Here is an 18,947-nt window from a genome sequence, read left to right as displayed (position 1 = left end):
CCCAGTCCGTGGCCTGGTTCGTCAAGACCGAAACCTTCACGGCCGTCGCCGCCGCTCTCTCCGTTGAGCAGCGGAGACCCACCCTGGAGGCTCACCGCCATTGGGTTTCAGAGGAAGCTGCAGCAGGCCGCCGTCTACGCAGCGGCTACCTGGTGGATGGCGATCGGCGTCCGGGCGGCGGGGGTTTGTTGATCTTTGAAGCGTCGTCCTATGCCGATGCCCTGGCGTGGGTGCAGAACGACCCGATGATCCGCGATGGCCTCGTGGATTGGCAGGTGCAGGAATGGATCCCCGTCAGCGGGGATGGCTGGCCATGAGCCGTTGCACTTCGCCGGCGTGGTAGCTGCTGCGGGTGAGTGGTGTGCTTACCACCTGGAGGAAGCCCAGCTCCTTTTCTCCCACTGTTCTGTAGGTCTCGAATTGCTCCGGGGTGACAAAGCGGTCGACGGCCAGGTGCTTGGGGCCAGGTGAGAGGTACTGACCGATGGTGACGATGTCGACCTTGTGTTTGCGCAGATCCCGGAGCGTCTCGATCACCTCTTCATCGGTTTCCCCGAGCCCCACCATCAGGCCCGACTTGCTGTAAGCCTTGGGCCATTGGTCCCGCACCCGTTGCAGCAGCTCGAGGGAGCGTTCATAGATGCCCTGGGGCCGCGCCAGGCGGTACATCCGCGGCACCGTTTCAATGTTGTGGTTCAGCACGTGGGGGGCGGCGGCCATCACCGTTGCCAGGGCATCCCAGTTGCCGCAGAAGTCGGGGATCAGCAGCTCAATCGTGGTGAGCGGTGAGCGTTGCTTCACCTGTTCGATGCAGGCCACGAACTGGGACGCTCCACCATCGGCGAGATCGTCGCGGTTCACTGAGGTGATCACCACGTGCTTGAGGCCCAGACGGGCCACTGCCTCCCCAAGCCGTTGTGGCTCGGTGGGATCGAGCTCGCGCACGCTCTTGTCGAAGTCGATGTCGCAGTAGGGGCAGGCGCGGGTGCAGCCGGGCCCCATGATCAAAAACGTGGCGGTGCCGCCTGCAAAGCATTCGCCGATGTTGGGGCAACTTGCCTCCTGGCAGACCGTGTTCAGGTTCAAGTCCAGCAGCAGGTCGGCCACGGCGCCGATTCGCTCGCGCTGCGGAGCCTTAACGCGCAACCACTCCGGCTTGAGCACGGCGAAGCATCTTCAATCCATGACCCTAGTCGCTGCTGAGATCTGCCTGGATTTCGCTTCACTGCGATCTTTTAAGATTGCAGAGCCGGGATGTGGCGCAGTTTGGTAGCGCACTTCGTTCGGGACGAAGGGGCCGCAGGTTCGAATCCTGTCATCCCGATTCTTGGTTTGCATGGCATTGCCTGGTCTTGATGGAGGCCTGAGCTAGGCCGAAAAAGACTTGGCGCTCATTGGAGACTCGCCCCGGGGTAGCCCCGCGGCGTCACCATCCAGCCATCCTCTGCACGGCTGCTGCTGTTCCCGATCAGAACCAGCGTGAGCATGTCCACGGATTCCGGCTTCAAGCGCTCAAGGCTCGTGAGCTCACGGGATTCCTCTGCGCGGCCCAGCTGCCGCGCCAGCGTCACCGGGGTTGTGGGGGGGCGGTGTTTCAGCAGGATTTCCTTGGCGTGTCCCAGCTGCCAGTCCCGGCCCTTGGAGCGTGGGTTGTACAGAGCGAGCACAAAATCTCCAGCGGCGGCGGCCTCCAGTCGCTTTTCAATCACGGCCCATGGCGTGAGGCGATCGCTGAGGCTTACGCAGCAGAAGTCATGCATCAGTGGCGCTCCGGCCCGGGCGGCGGCCAGCTGGAAGGCTGAAATGCCGGGATGCACCGCGAAGCTGGGCCTCTCCTGCTCGGGTTGCTGAAGCAGCAGGTCCAGAGCCAATCCCGCCATGCCGTAGATGCCGCTGTCGCCGGAGGAGATCAGAGCAACCTTGGCCCCTTGTTGGGCCAAGCGCAGCGCTTCGGCACAGCGGTCCCATTCCCGGGTGAGCTGGCCATCGAATCGGACCTGATCCGGCCGGCGCAGGGGCTCCAGAAGATCGAGGTAGAGGCTGTAGCCAACCCAGGCGCAGCAACGGGAGAGGGCCGCTTTGGCGTCTCCGCTGAGCAGGGACAGATCCCCTGGGCCACTGCCCACCAGGTGCAGTTCGCCCCTCTCTGGCGCGTGGGGGAGGGCCGCCTCGGCAATGGCCACCGTCACGGCACCCTGCTCCCCTGTTGCCGGACGGCTGATTCGCTTGGGCTGGATCAGATGGCCTTGTTCGCCCGCAGCCAGCAAGGCCGCTGCCTCAGCCACCGACGCAGTCCCCATTTCCTGGCGCACCACTTCGGAGGGATTGGGCACGTCGATGGATGCAAGTGCTTGCTCCGCAAAGGTTCGGAACGGCCATGCACGGGTCTGGCTCAGATGCTGCAGGGCCGGTTCATCGGATTTCCGCGCTGCGCTGGCGATGCCGGCGATCGCCTCCTCCGCCAGTCCTGCTGTTGCCAAGGCCTCGGCAATGGCCTTCTCCACCAGCGAAACACTGGTGTTGCGCTCACAGCCGATGCCGATCCAGAGCGTGGCTGGATGCCACTGGCAATCACCCCGACGGCGCGCTCCGATCACTAGATCAGCGGCGTCTGGCACACCCTTGGGATCGATGTTGTGCAGTAAGGGATGGCCTTCAGGGCCACGCCAGGTGGTGGATCCACTGCTCTGGTGAACGCTGATGCTGGATCCCTGGGATTGCCGCACCATCAGATCGCGCCAATGGGCCACCGATCCGCTGCGTTTCCAGCCCCAGCCCTCCCCAAAGGCATCCAGGGGGAGACGTCCTTCATGGGCGCATGCGCCCGTGATCACCGCCTGCCCGCCGAGATCCATGGCGATTTCCCGGGCGCGTTGTTCGGCCCCTGCGGAATGGCTTCCCAACAGCGGAATGATGAATTCTCCTTTCGGGTCAAGCACCAGAACGGCTGGATCCTTCTCCTTGCCTTGGATCCGAGCTGCAATCAGGCGCGTCACTGCTCCTACGGCGCCCACGAACAAAACAACGTTCTCTGCCCTCCAGTGCCCATCAAGGGCGGTGCTGATGTCTTGATCGGCTGGCTTGATCCGGTCGATGTGGCCGCGCAGCAGCAAACGCTCCAACAGCGGCATGGCGCTGGGGCTCAGTCCTAGGCCCAGAGCGGGAGCGGCAGATGTGGGGTTCAGGGCAGGAAATCCGGATCAGGGCTTGCGCAAGCGCCCATCGCTGTTGAGCAACTCACGGGCTGATCCTCCCAGGCTGCTGCTTGGCTTCAGCTTGGGTTCCTCGTCGGCTGGCTGCTGAGGCTCCGCCGGCTCCTTCGGGGAGGGAGTGGGAGGAGTGGGCCGAGCAGGTTCTGCTTTGGATGGCTGTTCAGCAGGTGGCTGCTCAGCAAGCGGCTGTTCAACAAGGGGTGGCTCAGGATCCTGCTCTTCGTTTTCCTCTGGTGCCGCGGGCTGGGGGGTGGCCTCGGGCTTGGTTTCAACCTCGTCCTTGACGACGTCCTCGGCTTTGAGCTCAGCCTGAGGAAGGTCTCGGGGCTGTTCTGTCTTCGCCTGTTTTTTCTCCTCAGTCTTTTGAGGAGGCTCTGGCGAGGATTCGACCACTTCCACAACGTCAGGCTCAGGGGAGCCGCTCAAGCGCGCGAGCTGGCTTTCGGTGAGGCGTGGGCGCATCCAGCCCGGCTTGGCGCCGGATGGGGCTTTCAGATGAATCAGCTGATTGTTGAAGACAGGTGTAATTGGCTCGCCCAGCCCATTCAGCAGTTCCATCTGAATGTCGTGGCTGCCTGAGCTGTTCGATCCTTTGAGCCAAAGGGCTTCCTGGTGATCAACCAAAAAGCTGTCCCCATCAATGCTGATGCGGAGTCGCCAGCGTCCATCGCCCTCCCGCAGGTTTTGCAGCGGAGCGTTCCAGATCAGCCAATCCACCAACAGGGGTTGGAGGCCCTGCTCTCCGGCTGGTGAGACAGGGACCAGCCAGGGGGCATCACGTTCGGGTTGTGTGCCCTGCAGTTTTTGCCAGAGGTGCACGCGTCCCTGGACTGAGGCTCCCGGTGCTTGAACGGCTTCTCCCCAGGGGTAAGCGGCCCAGGCGCTGAACCGGTGACTGCCCGCCTCCAGGTCATCGATGCGGACCTTCAGGCGGTTTCCATCGCTTTCGCTCAGTCGTAGGGGAGCGCGGTTGTCGATTTGGAGCACCACATGGGGCCCCAGGCCCAATTCGGGGTCGCTGCTTAGGGGCCAGTCGTCGATTTCGAAACGCAGCTCAAGGGCGTCAGAAGAAACGATGCTGTCGTTGCTTGGATCGATCAGCCGCAGGGAGGGGCGGTGCTGTTGCAGGTTCTGGCGCAGCTGTTGCACTGCCCCTGGAGGAGCCACTTCCTGGAGCTTCCCGCTGGGGGCTGAACTCGGCAGCGGTTTGGCAGCGGAACCTGCATCGCGATTGAAGAATCCAGGGCGCGCATGAACAGGTAAGCCGGCACCAAGAAGCAGCACTGCTGCCAGCAGAACAGCCCATATCGACTTCAGGCCAGGGCGACGCATCGGGCATGAACAGATCCAATCATTCTGAACAATCCGCCCTTCACTGTCAGAGTTTTAGTTATTTAGGAAGGAAATATGCGTGAAATTGTATTGCTTACTGCCTGAGATCTTTGTTGTTTCGCTGATTCTCAGCCTTCTGCAGACGCCTGTCGCTGACTGGCTCGCCACGGGATTGAACCTTTGTAACTCAGGGCCCTTTAACCCCCTTCTCCGCCCCTATGCTTCCGCCAGCGGTCCCCTCTTTGGGGCCCCAGCTTCAGTGCAGACAAGGGGTTTCGACCCCTTTGCAGTACTGACGCCCGAACGCCGATTCCTTGCGAATCCTTGTTCGGGGCCCCGATTGGCTTCGGCCCTTCGGAGGGGTGGCCCACCACCTCGAAACCCGTCCCTCGAGGAACGACTCGATGACCATCAGCCCACCTGAGCGTGGGAGTGACGCGAAAAGCCAGGTCGAGAAGGTTGACAATCCAGCAACCTTCGAGCTGTTCGGTAAGCCCGGACACTTCGACCGAGCTCTCGCGAAAGGTCCCAAAACCACCACCTGGGTTTGGAACCTTCACGCCAACGCTCACGACTTCGACGCTCACACGAGCGACCTTCAAGAGGTCTCTCGGCGGATCTTCTCCGCCCATTTCGGCCACCTGGCCGTCATCTTCATCTGGCTCAGCGGTGCCTTCTTCCATGGCGCCCGCTTCTCCAACTATTCCGGTTGGCTTGCTGATCCCACCCATGTGAAGCCAAGCGCCCAGCAGGTCTGGGCCGTCTTCGGCCAAGAAGTCCTCAACGGCGACATGGGTGCCGGTTTCCAAGGCATCCAAATCACCTCAGGCCTCTTCCAGATGTGGCGGGCCTGGGGCATCACCAGCGAAACCCAGCTCATGGCTCTGGCCATCGGTGCCCTGGTGATGGCCGGCCTCATGCTCAACGCTGGTGTTTTCCACTACCACAAGGCTGCGCCAAAGCTGGAGTGGTTCCAGAACGTTGAGTCGATGCTGAACCACCACCTGGCAGGTCTGCTGGGTCTCGGTTCACTGTCCTGGGCTGGTCACGTCATCCACGTGTCTGCCCCTGTAACCAAGTTGATGGATGCCATCGACGCCGGTCAACCGCTGGTGCTGAATGGCAAGACCATCGCTTCGGCTGCAGACATTCCGCTGCCCCACGAGTTCTTCAATCAGGACTTGCTGGCGCAGCTGTATCCCGGCTTCAGTGCTGGTGTCGGTGCCTTCTTCTCCGGCAACTGGGCTGCCTACAGCGATTTCCTCACCTTTAAGGGTGGTTTGAATCCTGTAACGGGAAGCCTCTGGATGACCGACATCGCCCATCACCATGTGGCGATTGCCGTGATGTTCATTGTTGCCGGTCACATGTACCGGACCAACTGGGGCATCGGTCACTCCATCAAGGAGATCCACGAAGGTCAGAAGGGTGATCCCCTGCTGTTCCCTGCCACCAACGGTCACGACGGTCTTTACGACTTCATGACCAATTCCTGGCATGCCCAGCTGGCGGTCAACCTTGCCATCGGCGGTTCAGTGAGCATCATCGTTGCTCAGCACATGTACGCGATGCCTCCGTATCCGTACCAAGCGATCGATTACCCCACCCAGATCGGGCTCTTCACCCATCACATCTGGATCGGCGGCTTCCTGATCGTTGGTGCCGGCGCTCACGCCGCCATCGCCATGGTTCGCGATTACGACCCCGCCAAGCACATCGACAACGTGCTGGATCGGGTGCTCAAGGCTCGCGACGCCATTATTAGTCACCTCAACTGGGTCTGCATCTGGCTCGGAGCCCACAGCTTCGGCCTGTACATCCACAACGACACCATGCGTGCCCTGGGTCGTCCCCAGGACATGTTCAGCGATTCGGCGATCTCCATTCAGCCGATCTTTGCTCAGTGGATTCAGAACGTGCACGCCGCAGCTGCTGGCAGCACAGCTCCCAACGCCCTCGCGGGTGTGAGCGAAGTGTTCAACGGTTCTGTTGTCGCCGTCGGCGGCAAGGTTGCCGCTGCTCCCATGCCGCTCGGCACCGCCGACTTCATGGTTCACCACATCCACGCCTTCACGATTCACGTGACGGTGCTGATCCTGCTGAAGGGTGTCCTGTACGCCCGTAGCTCACGCCTCATCCCTGATAAGGCCAACCTGGGCTTCCGCTTCTCCTGCGATGGTCCTGGTCGTGGTGGCACCTGCCAGGTTTCCGCTTGGGACCACGTGTTCCTGGGCCTGTTCTGGATGTACAACTCCCTGTCTGTTGTGATCTTCCACTTCTCCTGGAAGATGCAGAGCGACATCTGGGGAACGGTGAATGCCGACGGTTCCGTTGCGCACATCACCAACGGCAACTTTGCCCAAAGCGCCATCACCATCAATGGCTGGCTGCGTGACTTCCTGTGGGCTCAGGCCGTTCAGGTGATCAACAGCTATGGCTCGAACACGGCCGCCTACGGAATCATGTTCCTCGGCGCCCACTTCGTGTTCGCCTTCAGCCTGATGTTCCTCTTCAGCGGCCGCGGCTACTGGCAGGAACTGATTGAGTCCATCGTCTGGGCTCACAACAAGCTGAAGGTGGCTCCCGCCATCCAGCCCCGTGCTCTTTCCATCATCCAAGGCCGTGCCGTGGGTGTTGCCCATTACCTCTTGGGCGGAATTGCGACCACGTGGGCCTTCTTCCACGCCCACATTCTTGTGGTCGGCTGACCTCACCTGACCTCTCCCTCTAATGGCAACGAAATTCCCTTCGTTCAGCCAGGGTCTGGCCCAGGACCCGACAACCCGCCGTATTTGGTACGGGATCGCCACGGCTCACGACTTCGAGAGCCATGACGGAATGACGGAGGAGCGCCTCTACCAGAAGCTCTTCTCCACCCATTTCGGTCACCTCGCGATCATCGGCCTGTGGGTTTCGGGAAACCTGTTCCACATCGCCTGGCAGGGCAACTTCGAGCAGTGGGTCGCCGACCCCCTGCACGTGCGCCCCATCGCTCACGCAATCTGGGATCCCCACTTCGGTCAAGGCGCCATTGACGCCTTCACACAAGCGGGCGCTTCCTCCCCGGTGAACATCGCCTACTCAGGCCTTTATCACTGGTTCTACACAATCGGCATGAAGACCAATGCCGAGCTGTATCAGGGTTCCATCTTCATGATGATCCTGTCGGCTTGGGCCCTCTTCGCCGGCTGGTTGCACCTGCAGCCCAAGTTCCGTCCCTCCCTGGCCTGGTTCAAAAACGCTGAATCGCGTCTGAACCACCACCTGGCTGTTCTCTTCGGCTTCAGCTCCATCGCCTGGACCGGTCACCTGGTTCACGTTGCGATCCCTGAAGCCCGCGGACAGCACGTTGGTTGGGACAACTTCCTCAACGTTCTGCCTCACCCCGCCGGTCTTGGACCCTTCTTCACCGGCAACTGGGGTGTGTACGCCGAAAACCCCGATTCTCTGAATCAGGTCTTCGGTAGTTCCGAAGGTGCCGGCACAGCCATCCTCACCTTCCTCGGTGGGTTCCACCCTCAGACAGAAGCCCTCTGGCTGACGGACATCGCCCACCACCACCTGGCCATCGGTTGCCTCTTCGTGATCGCCGGCCACATGTACCGGACCAACTTCGGTATCGGTCACTCCATCAAGGAGATCCTCGAAACCCACAACCCCCCGAAGGGCACCCCCGGTGACCTCGGCGCTGGTCACAAGGGTCTCTACGACACCATCAACAACAGCCTGCACTTCCAGCTCGGTCTGGCTCTCGCCTCCCTCGGCGTGGTCACCAGCCTCGTGGCGCAGCACATGTACTCGATGCCGTCGTACGCCTTCATCGCGAAGGACTACACGACTCAGGCAGCCCTGTATACCCACCACCAGTACATCGCCATCGCGCTGATGTGTGGTGCCTTCGCCCACGGTGCGATCTTCTTCATCCGTGACTACGACCCCGAAGCCAACAAGGACAACGTCCTGGCTCGGATGCTCGAGCACAAGGAAGCGATCATCAGCCACCTGAGCTGGGTCTCCCTGTTCCTCGGTTTCCACACCCTCGGCCTCTACGTCCACAACGATGTGGTCGTTGCCTTCGGTACCCCCGAGAAGCAGATCCTGGTTGAGCCCGTGTTCGCCCAGTTCGTTCAGGCCGCCTCTGGTAAGGCCATGTACGGAATGGACGTGCTGCTCTCCAACGCATCCAGCTCCGCCAGCCTTGCTGCCCAGAACATTCCTGGTGAGCACTACTGGCTGGACGCGATCAATGGCAACACCGATGTGTTCCTGCCCATCGGCCCTGGTGACTTCCTGGTTCACCACGCCATTGCTTTGGGTCTGCACACCACCACCCTGATCCTTGTGAAGGGTGCCCTGGATGCCCGAGGCTCCAAGCTGATGCCCGACAAGAAGGACTTCGGCTACTCCTTCCCCTGCGACGGCCCCGGCCGTGGCGGCACCTGCGACATCTCTGCCTGGGACGCCTTCTACCTGGCTGTCTTCTGGGCTCTGAACACCGTGGGTTGGCTGACCTTCTACTGGCACTGGAAGCACCTGGCCATCTGGTCCGGCAACGTGGCCCAGTTCAACGAATCCAGCACCTACCTGATGGGCTGGTTCCGCGACTACCTGTGGCTCAACTCCTCCCAGTTGATCAATGGCTACAACCCGTTCGGCAGCAACAACCTCGCCGTCTGGGCTTGGATGTTCCTCTTCGGACACCTGGTTTGGGCCACCGGCTTCATGTTCCTGATCTCCTGGCGGGGTTACTGGCAGGAACTGATCGAGACCATCGTCTGGGCTCACCAGCGCAGCCCCATCGCCAACATGATGGGTTACCGCGACAAGCCTGTGGCACTGTCCATTGTTCAGGCCCGTGTCGTCGGCTTGGCTCACTTCACGGTTGGCTATGTCCTGACGTACGCCGCCTTCCTGATTGCCTCGACTTCAGGGAAATTCGGTTGATTCCTTCCTGAATTAACCCGCGACGAGTCGTTCCTCGTTTCAAACGTCCCCATCCGGTTCGCCGGGTGGGGATTTTTGTTGTCTGTGCTTCGCAGTGGTTCTGTTGGACCGCGTTGTTGTTCTCGTCTTGCTTGGGGCCTTCTCTAGCCTCAGGCCTCGATCGGGATCGGGCTGAACGTGGGCGAATGGGAGCACCTGCAGCGCAACGTTGGTGAGTGGCGCGGCTGGTTCGACAGCCTGGATCGGACACTTCAACGCACCAAGCGTCAGCCCTCCCTGCTCACGCTCGAACCGGCCCCCTCCGGTGTTCCACTCAATCTGACCCTGCTGCTCTGGCCTGAGGGAGCGGGATCGAGTTCTCCCCATCAACCGCCTACCGGCGAGCCTGAAAAGCGGATCGTTCAATGCTTCACGCGGCTGGATCCCGACATGGGGGTCTTCGGCACCGGCAGTTTTTCAAGGGGGACGCTGCACCGCTCCACCTGGACCAAGCTCTATGCCGAGTTCGGGTTCTTGCATGAGCAACGCCGTCATCGCTTGGTGCTGCTTTGGGATGGTGTGGGGCAATTGGATCGGATTGTGCTGATCCGTGAGTTCCTCGCCGGAAGTTCAGCCCTGGAACGTCCACCCCTCGAGCCAGATCAGCTGATCGGCGACTGGCGCTGCGACCACCCTTCGCCAGGGGACAACATCTGTTTTGCCGCAGGCGATCTTGATCGCTGGATCTTTTTGCCGGATGGAGGCGCTTTTCTGGCGCCGGCCCAGATTGATCCGCACCAGCCCTTCAACATCGAAGCGCTTTGGCTGTCGAGTGCAATGCGACTCGAGCGCATTTCACGTCGCTATTCAGAACACGGTGCCCTCAGCTCGGTGAACCATCAATTGCTCACCCGTTGAGCCTGGGTTGGCTACGGGGTGTTGCTTAAGTCAGCCCGGCCCCTGTTGCTGAAGGCAATGTCGAGAGTGCGCAGATAGGTGTGCAGGCCGGCATCCTGAATGGGCAGCACGTAGGCGTCGGCGCCGGATTCGTTGTGGTGGGAGTGCCAGTACCCCGGCGGGGTTACGAAGGCTGCGCCGGCTGCCCAGTCTTCCCGGTGCCCATTGCGGATCATTCCGTTCTCATCCAGCTCGGTGCCGATCATCGTGTAGCAACCCGGTTGGCAGGCCACCGCAAAATCAAGGGCGATTGACTGGTGTCGGTGGGGCCGCTGCACCTGGCCTGCGGGGAGGATTCCCAACATGGCCCAGAGGGTGTGGGTGACGGTGCGCGTCTGAGGGAAGGCGTTGTTTCCCAACAGCACACTCACGCGATTGGCGTTGGCTCCGCGGGGATTGCTGGCGATGGCATCCAACTGCGCGCGAGCATCCTCATGGCTGTAGAAGCAGGGTTCGAACACCGGTTTCACGGTGCTCACCCCCAGATAACGAAGTAAGGGGGCATCGTGCACCCAATACAGGCCTGCATGGGTGTCGCTGCTGTGAATGGCTTCACCGCCCGCCGGAAGCACGAACGTGTCTCCCTCGCTCCAGTGAAAAACCTGACCGCAGGCTTCAGTTTGCCCATGGCCTCGGGCCACGAAGAACAGCTGACTGGTCGCATCCGCATGGGTGCGCAGGGATCCATGATCCAGACGGATGAAGTTGCCGCAGAGCGATGGACCGGTGGCCGGACCTTCGCAGTGCAAGTCGGCACTCAAATCAAGAGGTTGCAGGGCCGTTCCGGCTTGATCAAAAAAACTGGCCGAAAAGCTGCGGTAGGGGATCGTGCTGATCAGCCCCTGTTGCAGGGGATTGGCTGCTGAGGCGTAATCGAAGAACTGCGCCTGGGAACTGGTTGCCGTTGTCGCCCGTGGGGTGATGGTCATCGTTCCCTCCAGCAGCAGAACCATTGGATCGAGATCGCACCCTACGCGGTGGGCCTTCGTTCGCGTTTCAGCATCAGATAGACGGCAGGGACGGCGAAGAGGGACAGCAACGAGGCCACCAGCAGTCCGCTGAACACCACGGTGCCAATGCTGACCCTGCTGGCGGCTCCCGTGCCCTGGGCAAACAGAAGGGGCAGGAAACCCGCCAGGGATGTGACCGCTGTCAGCAGGATTGGGCGCATCCGGTTCACGGCTGCATCCACAACGGCCTCGCGCAGGGCCAGGCCTGCCGCCATCCGCTGGTTGGCGAATTCCACGATCAGAATTCCGTTCTTGGCCGCCAGGCTCACCAGCACCAGGAGTCCCATCTGGCCGTAAACATCAAGTGGAAGGCCTCGCAATTTCAAGCCGATCAGAGCTCCGAGCAGGGCCATCGGCACCGTGAGCAGGATGATCAACGGGTCAATAAAACTCTCGTAAAGAGCGGCCAGCAGCAGATAGACCACCGTCACGCCAAGGGCGAACAGCACCCAGGTCACCTGCCCAGCCCGTTGTTCCTCCAAAGCCAGGCCCGTGAAGGCCAGGCCGATGTTGCTGCCTCCAATGCGATCACCGGCCTGGGTGAGGGCATCGATGGCTTCACCGCTGCTCACCGTTGGCGCCGGGATGGCCGTGATCCGGATGGCCCGGTTGAGTCCGTAGTGGCGAATGTTGTTGACGCCCTCCTCGCGAGTCAGGTTGGCCACGCTGGCCACCGACACCAGCTCACCGCTGCGGTTGCGCACCATCAGCCCGGTGAGATCTTCCGGCCGACGTCGCTCGCTGCCTTCCAGTTGCAGAACAATCGAGCGGATTCGACCGTCGTCGTAGGTGTCATCGATGTAGCGGCCGCCGAAGGAGGTGCCGATCTCCCGCAGGGTTGCGCCGTAGTCGAGGTCGAGAGCAGCAAGTTGGTCGCGGTCGAGCTCCAGCCGCCAGCGGGGGAAGCTGGCATCAAAGCGGGAGCTCACCCGTTCAAATCGGTCCGTCGCCTTGGCCGTCTGGATGAAATTCTGGGCGACTTGGCCGAATTGCTCCAGGCTGAGTTGCCCTCCGCTGCGGTCCAGCAGTTCCAGCGAAAGTCCTGATTCACTGCTGAAGCCCCGCACGGTTGGTGGGGTGATCAGCACGACCCTGGCCTCACCAACCCGTTGCTGAATCTTGCGATTGAGACGGCGTTTGATGGCGTTGCTGCTCTGCTCTTTGCCAGGTCGATCCTTGAGTGGCTGGAGGCGCAGGTAAAACGAGCCACGGTCTTCTCCGCTCTGTCCGAAGGAGCTGCCGGCATAAAAGTTGCCGGTGCGCACCAGGGGCTCTTCGCTGACGACACGTCGGATGTCGTCCATCACGGCCACGCTGCGCTCAAGGCTGGCGCCATCGGGGAGGGTGAAGTAGCCGCGGATCTGGCCTTGGTCGTCATCGGGGATGAACGCCGTTGGCATCACCGCCAAGCCTGAGGCCGTGATGACAAGGCCGCTCAGCAGCACAAGGCCGATGCGTCGCTTGTGCTGCAGCCAGTGCTCGAGTTGTTTTGCGTATTGAGATTGCAGGGTTTGCATGCCCTGCCGAAGCCAACTGCTGAGCTTGCCGATGGCCCCCGGAAGACGGCCGCCCCCTGGGCCCAACACCCTGGCGCAAGCCATTGGGGTGAAGCTGAGCGCATTCAGGGTGGAGAACAGGATCGCTCCGCTGATGGCCAGGGCGATCGGTTGATAGAGGCGTCCGATCGATCCAGGAATGAGCAGCACGGGGAGGAACACGGCTGCCAGCACCAATGAGGTGGCCACAACGGCCGTCGCCAGCTCAGCCATGGCGTCTTCGGCCGCCTGTTCGGGGGGTCTGCCCCGTTCGATGCGTCCGGCAATGTCTTCACTCACGACGATGGCGTCATCCACAACGATCCCGGTGGCCAGCACCAGGCCAAACAGGATCAGGCTGTTGAGATTGGAACCGCTCAGTTTCACCAGGCTGAGGCTTCCCACCAGCGCCACCGGCACGGCAAGGCCAGGGATCAGGGCGAGACGCCAGCGGCCCAGAAACAGCACCAGCACCACCAGCACCAGCAGCACGGCATCGCGCAAGGTGATGAAGGTGCGATCGAGGTTGGCCTGAACCGTGTCGGCCACATCCACGATCATTGAGACCTCGATGCCCGGGGGAAAGCTCGCTTCCAACTGCTTCAGCTTGCGCTTGATCGCCCTGCTCACCTCCAGGGCATTGGCCCCATCGCGCTGGTAGATCCCCACGGCCACCGAACGCTCGCCAGCCAGATTCATGGCCTCGCGTCCGTAGTTGCGCTGGCCGAGGGCAACCCGTCCCACATCCTTCAGGCGCAGCAGCCCGCCGTTCTCGAACCGGCGCAAGACGAGATTCTCGAAATCCGATTGGCTGCGAAGACGCCCTTCCGCTTCCACCGGAAGGCTCAGCACTTGGCCCTTTGGAACTGGGGCAGCCCCGATGCTGCCAACGGCAGCCAAAACGTTCTGTTCAGCCAGGGCTCGGCTGACATCGCCAAGGGTGAGGTTGGTCTGTTCGAGGCGTTGCGGATCCAACCAGAGGCGATAAGAGAGTTCACTGCTGCCGAAGATCCGCACATCACCGATGCCTGGTGTGCTGAGCAGCGCGTCTCGAAGGGTCTGGTCCAGCCAGCCCGTGAGAAAGGTGGGGACGTATTGATCCGGCGGGTGGCTGAACCCCAGGATCGTCAACAGGTCTTCCGAGGAGCGCCGCACCTGGAGCCCCTGGCGCGTCACGGCCTGGGGCAGACGGCGGCTGGCCAGGTTCACCTCGTTCTGAACCTTGATCGCATTCAGCTCGGGATCACCCGCGTTGAAGCGCAACGAGATGCTGGCGCCGCCCTGCCTGCTGGTTGAACTGATGCTTTCGACCCCTTCCAGGCCATTCAGCTGTTGTTCCAACACCCGGGTCACGCTCTGCTCCACCACCTCCGGTGAAGCCGCCGGGAAGCTGGCGCTCACACTCACGCGGGTGGGAGCGAGGGGCGGAAGATCCTCCAGTCCCAGGCCGAACAACGCCGTGCAGCCCGCCAAAAGGATCAGCAGGCTGCAGACGACCGTCAGAACCGGCCGCCGAAGAAACGGCTGGGAGATCGACCGCACCGGGGCGTCTCAAATATGAATGAATCCTGCCAGGAAAAATCCCCCGATCGCCTGGAATCAGGCAACCGGGGGATGAATAGTTTTTGTCAGAGGGTTCAGTGAACTGCTTCAGCCGACGCTCCAGACACCAGCAGCGATCTTGAACAGTTCCTGCACGTGAACGGTGTTGCAGAGGAACCAGGCGAAAACGGCACCGCCGCAACCACCCAGCCAGAACCCACTGGTGAAGTCAGCCCAACCGGTGCGGGTGAACAGGTCGGCGGGGGGATTCTCAACCGTCACATCTGCAGGGGGGATGTTGGGTTGCTTGCCGGGCTGGTTGTAGAGCAGGAACAGCAGGCTGAGGATGTGCACGGCGCCAATGGCAGCCAGCAGACCAGCGGTTTGCTGGTACTCCGTGGCACGCAGGGGACCACAGATGGTGAAGGGGCCGTAGAGCAGATAACCGAAGGCTGCACCAGTTTCCAGACCCCGGAAGTTTGGGGAAATTCCGGGGCGGTACAGGGGCAGGTTGTTGATCAGGCCCTTGATGAAATAGCCGCTGTTGACGGGTGTCGCAAGGTTGCCGACGCAGGGATCAGCAGCAGGAGTGACGGTCATGAGGTACGAGTGCTGAGGGGTTGAAACGGTCCGCAGGTCGCGGTCACTCGGCAGCGGTGATCACTCGACCAACAAGGACGATGAACACTGCGGGGAACACGATTCCGGTGATGGGCACGAAAATCGCAGGCAGCCAGGCAGCAGCGAAATCTCCAGTCATGTCGAGGCCAAAAGCTTCGCAGCTACTGTAAGTAGGACCGTTCTGACGGCCTGCTTTAGGCCCCGACGGCGACATAAAAGTTCAATCCGCATGCAGAACGTTCTCCTCCCCGGTGCCGTCGTGCTGCTCACGGTGGTGCTCTGGTTGCGCAGGAAGCCGGTGAAGCCGATGCTTTCCAGCACGGATGCCAGCCGTGTCGCACAGATCAATCGTGCCCAGTTGGAACTGGTGATTGAGCCCGCTGCTGATGGGGAATCCGCCGATGCTTCCCTGGAGTCCTGGACGGCGCCGAGCAGTCCCTTGGAGCGTCTTGCCCTGGAGCGTCGTCTCAAGGCTGATATGGAGGCTGGACCCGAGGAGCGTTTGCGCGCTGTTCGTTTGGCCGCCCGATGGGGACACCGTTCGGCGCTGCCCCTGCTGCGCCAGGCCCTGCGTGACAGCGATGCGCGTGTGGTGGAAGCAGCTGCCGCTGCGATCGCACCGTTCCGCGGCGCGCCGGCCGCTGCCCCGATCCGTCAGCCGGCTAGGCCGCCGCGCAATGTTTCGCGGATGCGATAAATCGGGCGATCCTGGCTTTCGTGGTAGGTGCGGATCAGCAGTTCGCCCAGCAGTCCGAAGCAGAACAATTGAATGCCAGCCAAGCCAAGCACCACCGCCAGGGTGAGCAGTGGGCGATTGGCAATGTCGCCTCCCATCACCTTGATCACAAGGAGATAGGTGCTGGTGATCAGGCTGGCGGCGATGGCCAGCAGCCCCCCGAAGCCGAACACGTACATCGGCCGGGTCAGAAAACGCTTCATGAACCAGACGGTGAGCAGATCCATCAGCACACGGAAGGTGCGATCGATCCCGTACTTGCTGCTCCCGAACTGACGCGCCCGGTGGTTCACCTTCACTTCGGTGATCCGTGCACCCTCGATGAAGGCCAGGGCGGGAAGAAAGCGATGCAGCTCCCCGTAGAGCCGCATGTCTGAGAGCACCTCGCGGCGGTAGGCCTTGAGGGAGCAGCCATAGTCATGCAGCCGCACACCGGTTACCCGGCCGATCAAGCGGTTGGCGATCCGGGAAGGAAGTTTGCGCTGGAGGGCGGCGTCCTGGCGCTGATGGCGCCAGCCACTGACGAGGTCGTACCCCTCTCGCAGTTTGGCCAGCAGCATGGGGATGTCGGCGGGATCGTTCTGCAGATCTCCATCGAGGCTGACGATCACCTCTCCGCCAGCCACATCAAACCCAGCCGCCATGGCTGCGGTCTGGCCATAGTTCTTGCGCAGCAGCACAGCCACCACTTCGGGCACTTCGGCGCTGAGCTTGGCCAGCACGTTCGCGGTGCGGTCGCTGGATCCGTCGTCGACCAGAACCAGCTCAAACGCCTCATCGGTTGGACGCAGCGCTGAAAGAAGCTGCTCAACCAGATGAGGCAGGCTTTCCTCCTCGTTGAACAGTGGCACCACCACCGAGAGATTCAGGGGTGTACTCATGCCGGTCGCGCTGTGAGTCGCTCAACTTAAGCAGGGGCCCGGTTCATCCGGCAGCCAGCGTCAGGAGAGATGCGATCCGTCATGGCAACGCACCACACGGCCTGCGCCGCGGAATTCAGCCCTGTAGTGGCAAGCCACCGGGTCTTGATCGCTGCTGTGCAAGCTGTCGATGCCGATCCCATTGCGCCCATGGTCCTGGCCTGAGCTGTGGCGGTAGCGGCCCTCGCCGAGATGGATCCCCACATGGGTGCAACGCCGCCGTGTGCCAAAAAACAGCAGATCTCCAGGGCGCAGCAGGCTGTGATCGTCGGGCAGAGCTGCAACAGGTTGGCAGAACCGCTCCTGTTGATAGGCATCTCGCGGAATCCAAATGCCCTGGCTGGCGAAGGCCATCTGCATCAGACCGGAACAATCCATGTCCGGTTCTGTGGTGCCTCCCCAGAGGTAGACATTGGGGCGCTGCTGGGCGGTTTCGCTCCAGGCGAGCACGCTGGGCAGGCGTCGTTCAATCTCCGTCGCGCTCAGCGGCGACGGTCGCCAGGCTGCGCATCGCTCAGCTCGCCCCAGAACCGCCTCGAGTTCGAGCCAGCAGCGGTAGCCATCCTCCAGCAGCTGAACAGCGATCCTCTTGGGCTGCCTCTCCAGAATGCGAAAACGGCGTCCATGACAGGCCTGGGTGGTCAGACTCGCGCCGTCAGATCGCAAATAACCATTCACGTCAGCGCACAGCTGCCAACTGGAGCCTGTCTGAATCAGGTCCGGGGCCAGCAGGGTGCCTAACGTCGCCATGGCCCAATCGAATCGCTATGGCGTTCTACCGTCCCGATCCCGCAATGGCGGCTCGGCTTGAGGCGGCCCTCGATGGGCTCGATGCCGAAGGTCGCCCGGGGCTGCGCAACAGCCTGGCGATCACCTGGGTGCTGTACGACGACGCTGCACCGGAGGCGGGTCAAGGCCGTGGTGCTTCCTGGAACCAGGACCGGATCCTCTATCCGGCCAGCGTGGTGAAGCTGTTCTATGCCGTCGCCGTTGAGCAGTGGCTGCAACGGGACCTGATCCCTGAGAGCGACGAATTGCGGCGCGCGATGCGCGACATGATCGCTGATTCCAGCAACGATGCCACGGGACTTGTGGTGGATCTGCTCACAGGCACCACCAGCGGCCCTGCCCTCCATGGCGAACGCTGGGAGCTTTGGACGCAGCAGCGTCGCTTGATCAATGGCTGGTTGCAGAGCCTGGCCTGGCCGGAACTTGAGGCGGTGAATTGCTGCCAGAAGACCTGGGGTGATGGTCCCTATGGCCGGGAGAAAATGTTCTATGGGGCCGACAACGGCAACCGCAATGGCTTGTCCACGGTTGCGACAGCCCGGATGCTGGAGGCGGTGATGACCGGTGCGGTGGTATCTCCACCGGCCTGTCGTCGGCTGCAGGGTCTGTTGCGGCGCTCGCTCGATCAAAAGCAGCGTCGCGCTGATCCTGAAAACCAGGTGGATGGCTTCCTCGGCGAAGGCCTACCTGAGGACGCTCTGCTGTGGAGCAAGGCCGGCTGGATGAGTCAGGCCCGTCATGACGCCGCCTGGTTCCAGGCGTCTGAACAGCAGCTGCCCAGCTTGCTGGTGGTGTTCACCACGGGGCCTGATCGCGCCAGGGACGCAGCTCTTTTGCCGGAGCTGGCACGGCAACTCAACCTGTTCACCAGATCAGAGGAGCTGGTGGATTGAGTTGATTGACTTGGAACGGAGAGGGAGTCATTCGGAGTGGTCCGAAATGCACTGGTATGAGACGCCTTGAGGCAGGTTTGACCCCTTTATTGCCCAAATCCACCAACACATCCACCAACACGGGGTCTGCGCTCGGATGAGACGGGATGAGAGGAGTTCATCCCGCCCCGATGCGTTGGTCCATCCACTTGGTGATGTCGGACTCCAACCAGACGACGGAGTTCGCACCAATGGAGATTTGCTTGGGGAAGGTGCCCTCTCTCATCCATCGGTAGATGGTGGGGCGACTGACGCCGACGCGACGGATGACCTCTGAGATACGGAGGAAGCGGCGTTGAGCTCGATCGCCTGATGGCATGAGAGAGGAAAGGAGAGCCCTGATGACAGAGCTCTCCTCCTTGGGAAGCCAGAGCTGAGTAGCTGTTCTTAGCCCTCTGCGCTCGTCGGTTCAGAGGATGCCTTGGGTCATGTCAGCGA

16 protein-coding genes and 1 tRNA gene are annotated in these 18,947 nt (G+C 61.7%); 7 read left to right on the top strand and 10 right to left on the bottom strand.

Annotated elements, in window-relative coordinates; genetic code table 11:
* The first annotated feature begins 8 nt into the window (after nucleotides 1–8).
* Entirely contained in the window at nucleotides 9–317 is a 309-nt protein-coding gene (locus DXY04_RS07160) for a YciI family protein (RefSeq protein ID WP_114987204.1), read from the top strand.
* Here the strand turns inward: DXY04_RS07160 and lipA are convergent.
* On the bottom strand, nucleotides 295–1,164 hold the full coding sequence (lipA, locus tag DXY04_RS07155; protein WP_114987206.1) for a lipoyl synthase: 870 nt from the start codon (nucleotides 1,162–1,164) through the stop codon (nucleotides 295–297). The genes DXY04_RS07160 and lipA overlap by 23 nt on opposite strands.
* Nucleotides 1,165–1,250: 86 nt before the next feature.
* On the opposite strand from lipA, the gene DXY04_RS07150 reads away from it, so the two are divergent.
* A tRNA-Pro gene (locus tag DXY04_RS07150) sits at nucleotides 1,251–1,324 on the top strand.
* 67 nt (nucleotides 1,325–1,391) lie between these two features.
* On the opposite strand, the gene cobJ is transcribed toward DXY04_RS07150, so the two are convergent.
* Nucleotides 1,392–3,131, bottom strand: a complete 1,740-nt coding sequence (gene cobJ, locus DXY04_RS07145) for a precorrin-3B C(17)-methyltransferase (RefSeq protein WP_115161555.1) — start codon at nucleotides 3,129–3,131, stop codon at nucleotides 1,392–1,394.
* 69 nt (nucleotides 3,132–3,200) lie between these two features.
* Nucleotides 3,201–4,544: a hypothetical protein gene (locus DXY04_RS07140; RefSeq protein ID WP_115161554.1), complete on the bottom strand. Its 1,344-nt coding sequence runs from the start codon at nucleotides 4,542–4,544 to the stop codon at nucleotides 3,201–3,203.
* A 404-nt stretch (nucleotides 4,545–4,948) separates the two neighbouring features.
* On the opposite strand from DXY04_RS07140, the gene psaA reads away from it, so the two are divergent.
* From psaA to DXY04_RS07125, 3 genes are all read left to right on the top strand, one after another.
* A complete protein-coding gene (gene psaA / locus DXY04_RS07135) occupies nucleotides 4,949–7,252 on the top strand; it encodes a photosystem I core protein PsaA (protein WP_115010450.1) in 2,304 nt (767 codons plus the stop codon).
* A gap of 22 nt (nucleotides 7,253–7,274) precedes the next feature.
* Complete coding sequence (gene psaB, locus DXY04_RS07130) at nucleotides 7,275–9,488, top strand: photosystem I core protein PsaB (protein WP_114987216.1); 2,214 nt, start codon at nucleotides 7,275–7,277, stop codon at nucleotides 9,486–9,488.
* A gap of 177 nt (nucleotides 9,489–9,665) precedes the next feature.
* The gene (locus DXY04_RS07125) at nucleotides 9,666–10,385 is read left to right on the top strand and encodes a DUF3598 family protein (protein ID WP_244278616.1); all 720 of its coding nucleotides are present in this window, start codon (nucleotides 9,666–9,668) and stop codon (nucleotides 10,383–10,385) included.
* Nucleotides 10,386–10,396: 11 nt separating this feature from the next.
* Here DXY04_RS07125 and DXY04_RS07120 read toward each other — a convergent pair whose 3' ends face one another.
* The 4 genes from DXY04_RS07120 to DXY04_RS07105 form a co-directional block, all read right to left on the bottom strand.
* On the bottom strand, nucleotides 10,397–11,353 hold the full coding sequence (locus DXY04_RS07120) for a cupin (RefSeq protein ID WP_115161569.1): 957 nt from the start codon (nucleotides 11,351–11,353) through the stop codon (nucleotides 10,397–10,399).
* Between the two features lie 41 nt (nucleotides 11,354–11,394).
* Nucleotides 11,395–14,511, bottom strand: coding sequence for an efflux RND transporter permease subunit (locus DXY04_RS07115; RefSeq protein ID WP_115161552.1), 3,117 nt, complete (start codon nucleotides 14,509–14,511; stop codon nucleotides 11,395–11,397).
* Between the two features lie 108 nt (nucleotides 14,512–14,619).
* A complete protein-coding gene (locus tag DXY04_RS07110; protein WP_011363361.1) occupies nucleotides 14,620–15,111 on the bottom strand; it encodes a photosystem I reaction center protein subunit XI in 492 nt (163 codons plus the stop codon).
* Nucleotides 15,112–15,154: 43 nt separating this feature from the next.
* Nucleotides 15,155–15,271, bottom strand: coding sequence for a photosystem I reaction center subunit VIII (locus DXY04_RS07105; RefSeq protein WP_006851672.1), 117 nt, complete (start codon nucleotides 15,269–15,271; stop codon nucleotides 15,155–15,157).
* A 90-nt stretch (nucleotides 15,272–15,361) separates the two neighbouring features.
* Between DXY04_RS07105 and DXY04_RS07100 the strand changes: the two genes are divergently transcribed.
* The gene (locus DXY04_RS07100) at nucleotides 15,362–15,829 is read left to right on the top strand and encodes a HEAT repeat domain-containing protein (protein ID WP_115080413.1); all 468 of its coding nucleotides are present in this window, start codon (nucleotides 15,362–15,364) and stop codon (nucleotides 15,827–15,829) included.
* Here DXY04_RS07100 and DXY04_RS07095 read toward each other — a convergent pair.
* Complete coding sequence (locus DXY04_RS07095) at nucleotides 15,787–16,749, bottom strand: glycosyltransferase family 2 protein (RefSeq protein ID WP_115161551.1); 963 nt, start codon at nucleotides 16,747–16,749, stop codon at nucleotides 15,787–15,789. The genes DXY04_RS07100 and DXY04_RS07095 overlap by 43 nt on opposite strands.
* A gap of 60 nt (nucleotides 16,750–16,809) precedes the next feature.
* Nucleotides 16,810–17,538: a C40 family peptidase gene (locus DXY04_RS07090; protein WP_115161550.1), complete on the bottom strand. Its 729-nt coding sequence runs from the start codon at nucleotides 17,536–17,538 to the stop codon at nucleotides 16,810–16,812.
* Nucleotides 17,539–17,555: 17 nt separating this feature from the next.
* Here DXY04_RS07090 and DXY04_RS07085 point away from each other — a divergent pair, with 17 nt between their 5' ends.
* On the top strand, nucleotides 17,556–18,470 hold the full coding sequence (locus tag DXY04_RS07085) for a serine hydrolase (RefSeq protein WP_115161549.1): 915 nt from the start codon (nucleotides 17,556–17,558) through the stop codon (nucleotides 18,468–18,470).
* A 157-nt stretch (nucleotides 18,471–18,627) separates the two neighbouring features.
* Here DXY04_RS07085 and DXY04_RS07080 read toward each other — a convergent pair whose 3' ends face one another.
* Nucleotides 18,628–18,828, bottom strand: coding sequence for an AlpA family transcriptional regulator (locus DXY04_RS07080; protein WP_115161548.1), 201 nt, complete (start codon nucleotides 18,826–18,828; stop codon nucleotides 18,628–18,630).
* Nucleotides 18,829–18,947 lie beyond the last annotated feature (119 nt).

Source organism: Synechococcus sp. UW86, assembly GCF_900474085.1.
GTDB lineage: Bacteria > Cyanobacteriota > Cyanobacteriia > PCC-6307 > Cyanobiaceae > Parasynechococcus.
The sequence above is the reverse complement of the archived record's forward strand: the minus strand, read 5'-3'. Positions and strand labels throughout refer to the sequence as shown.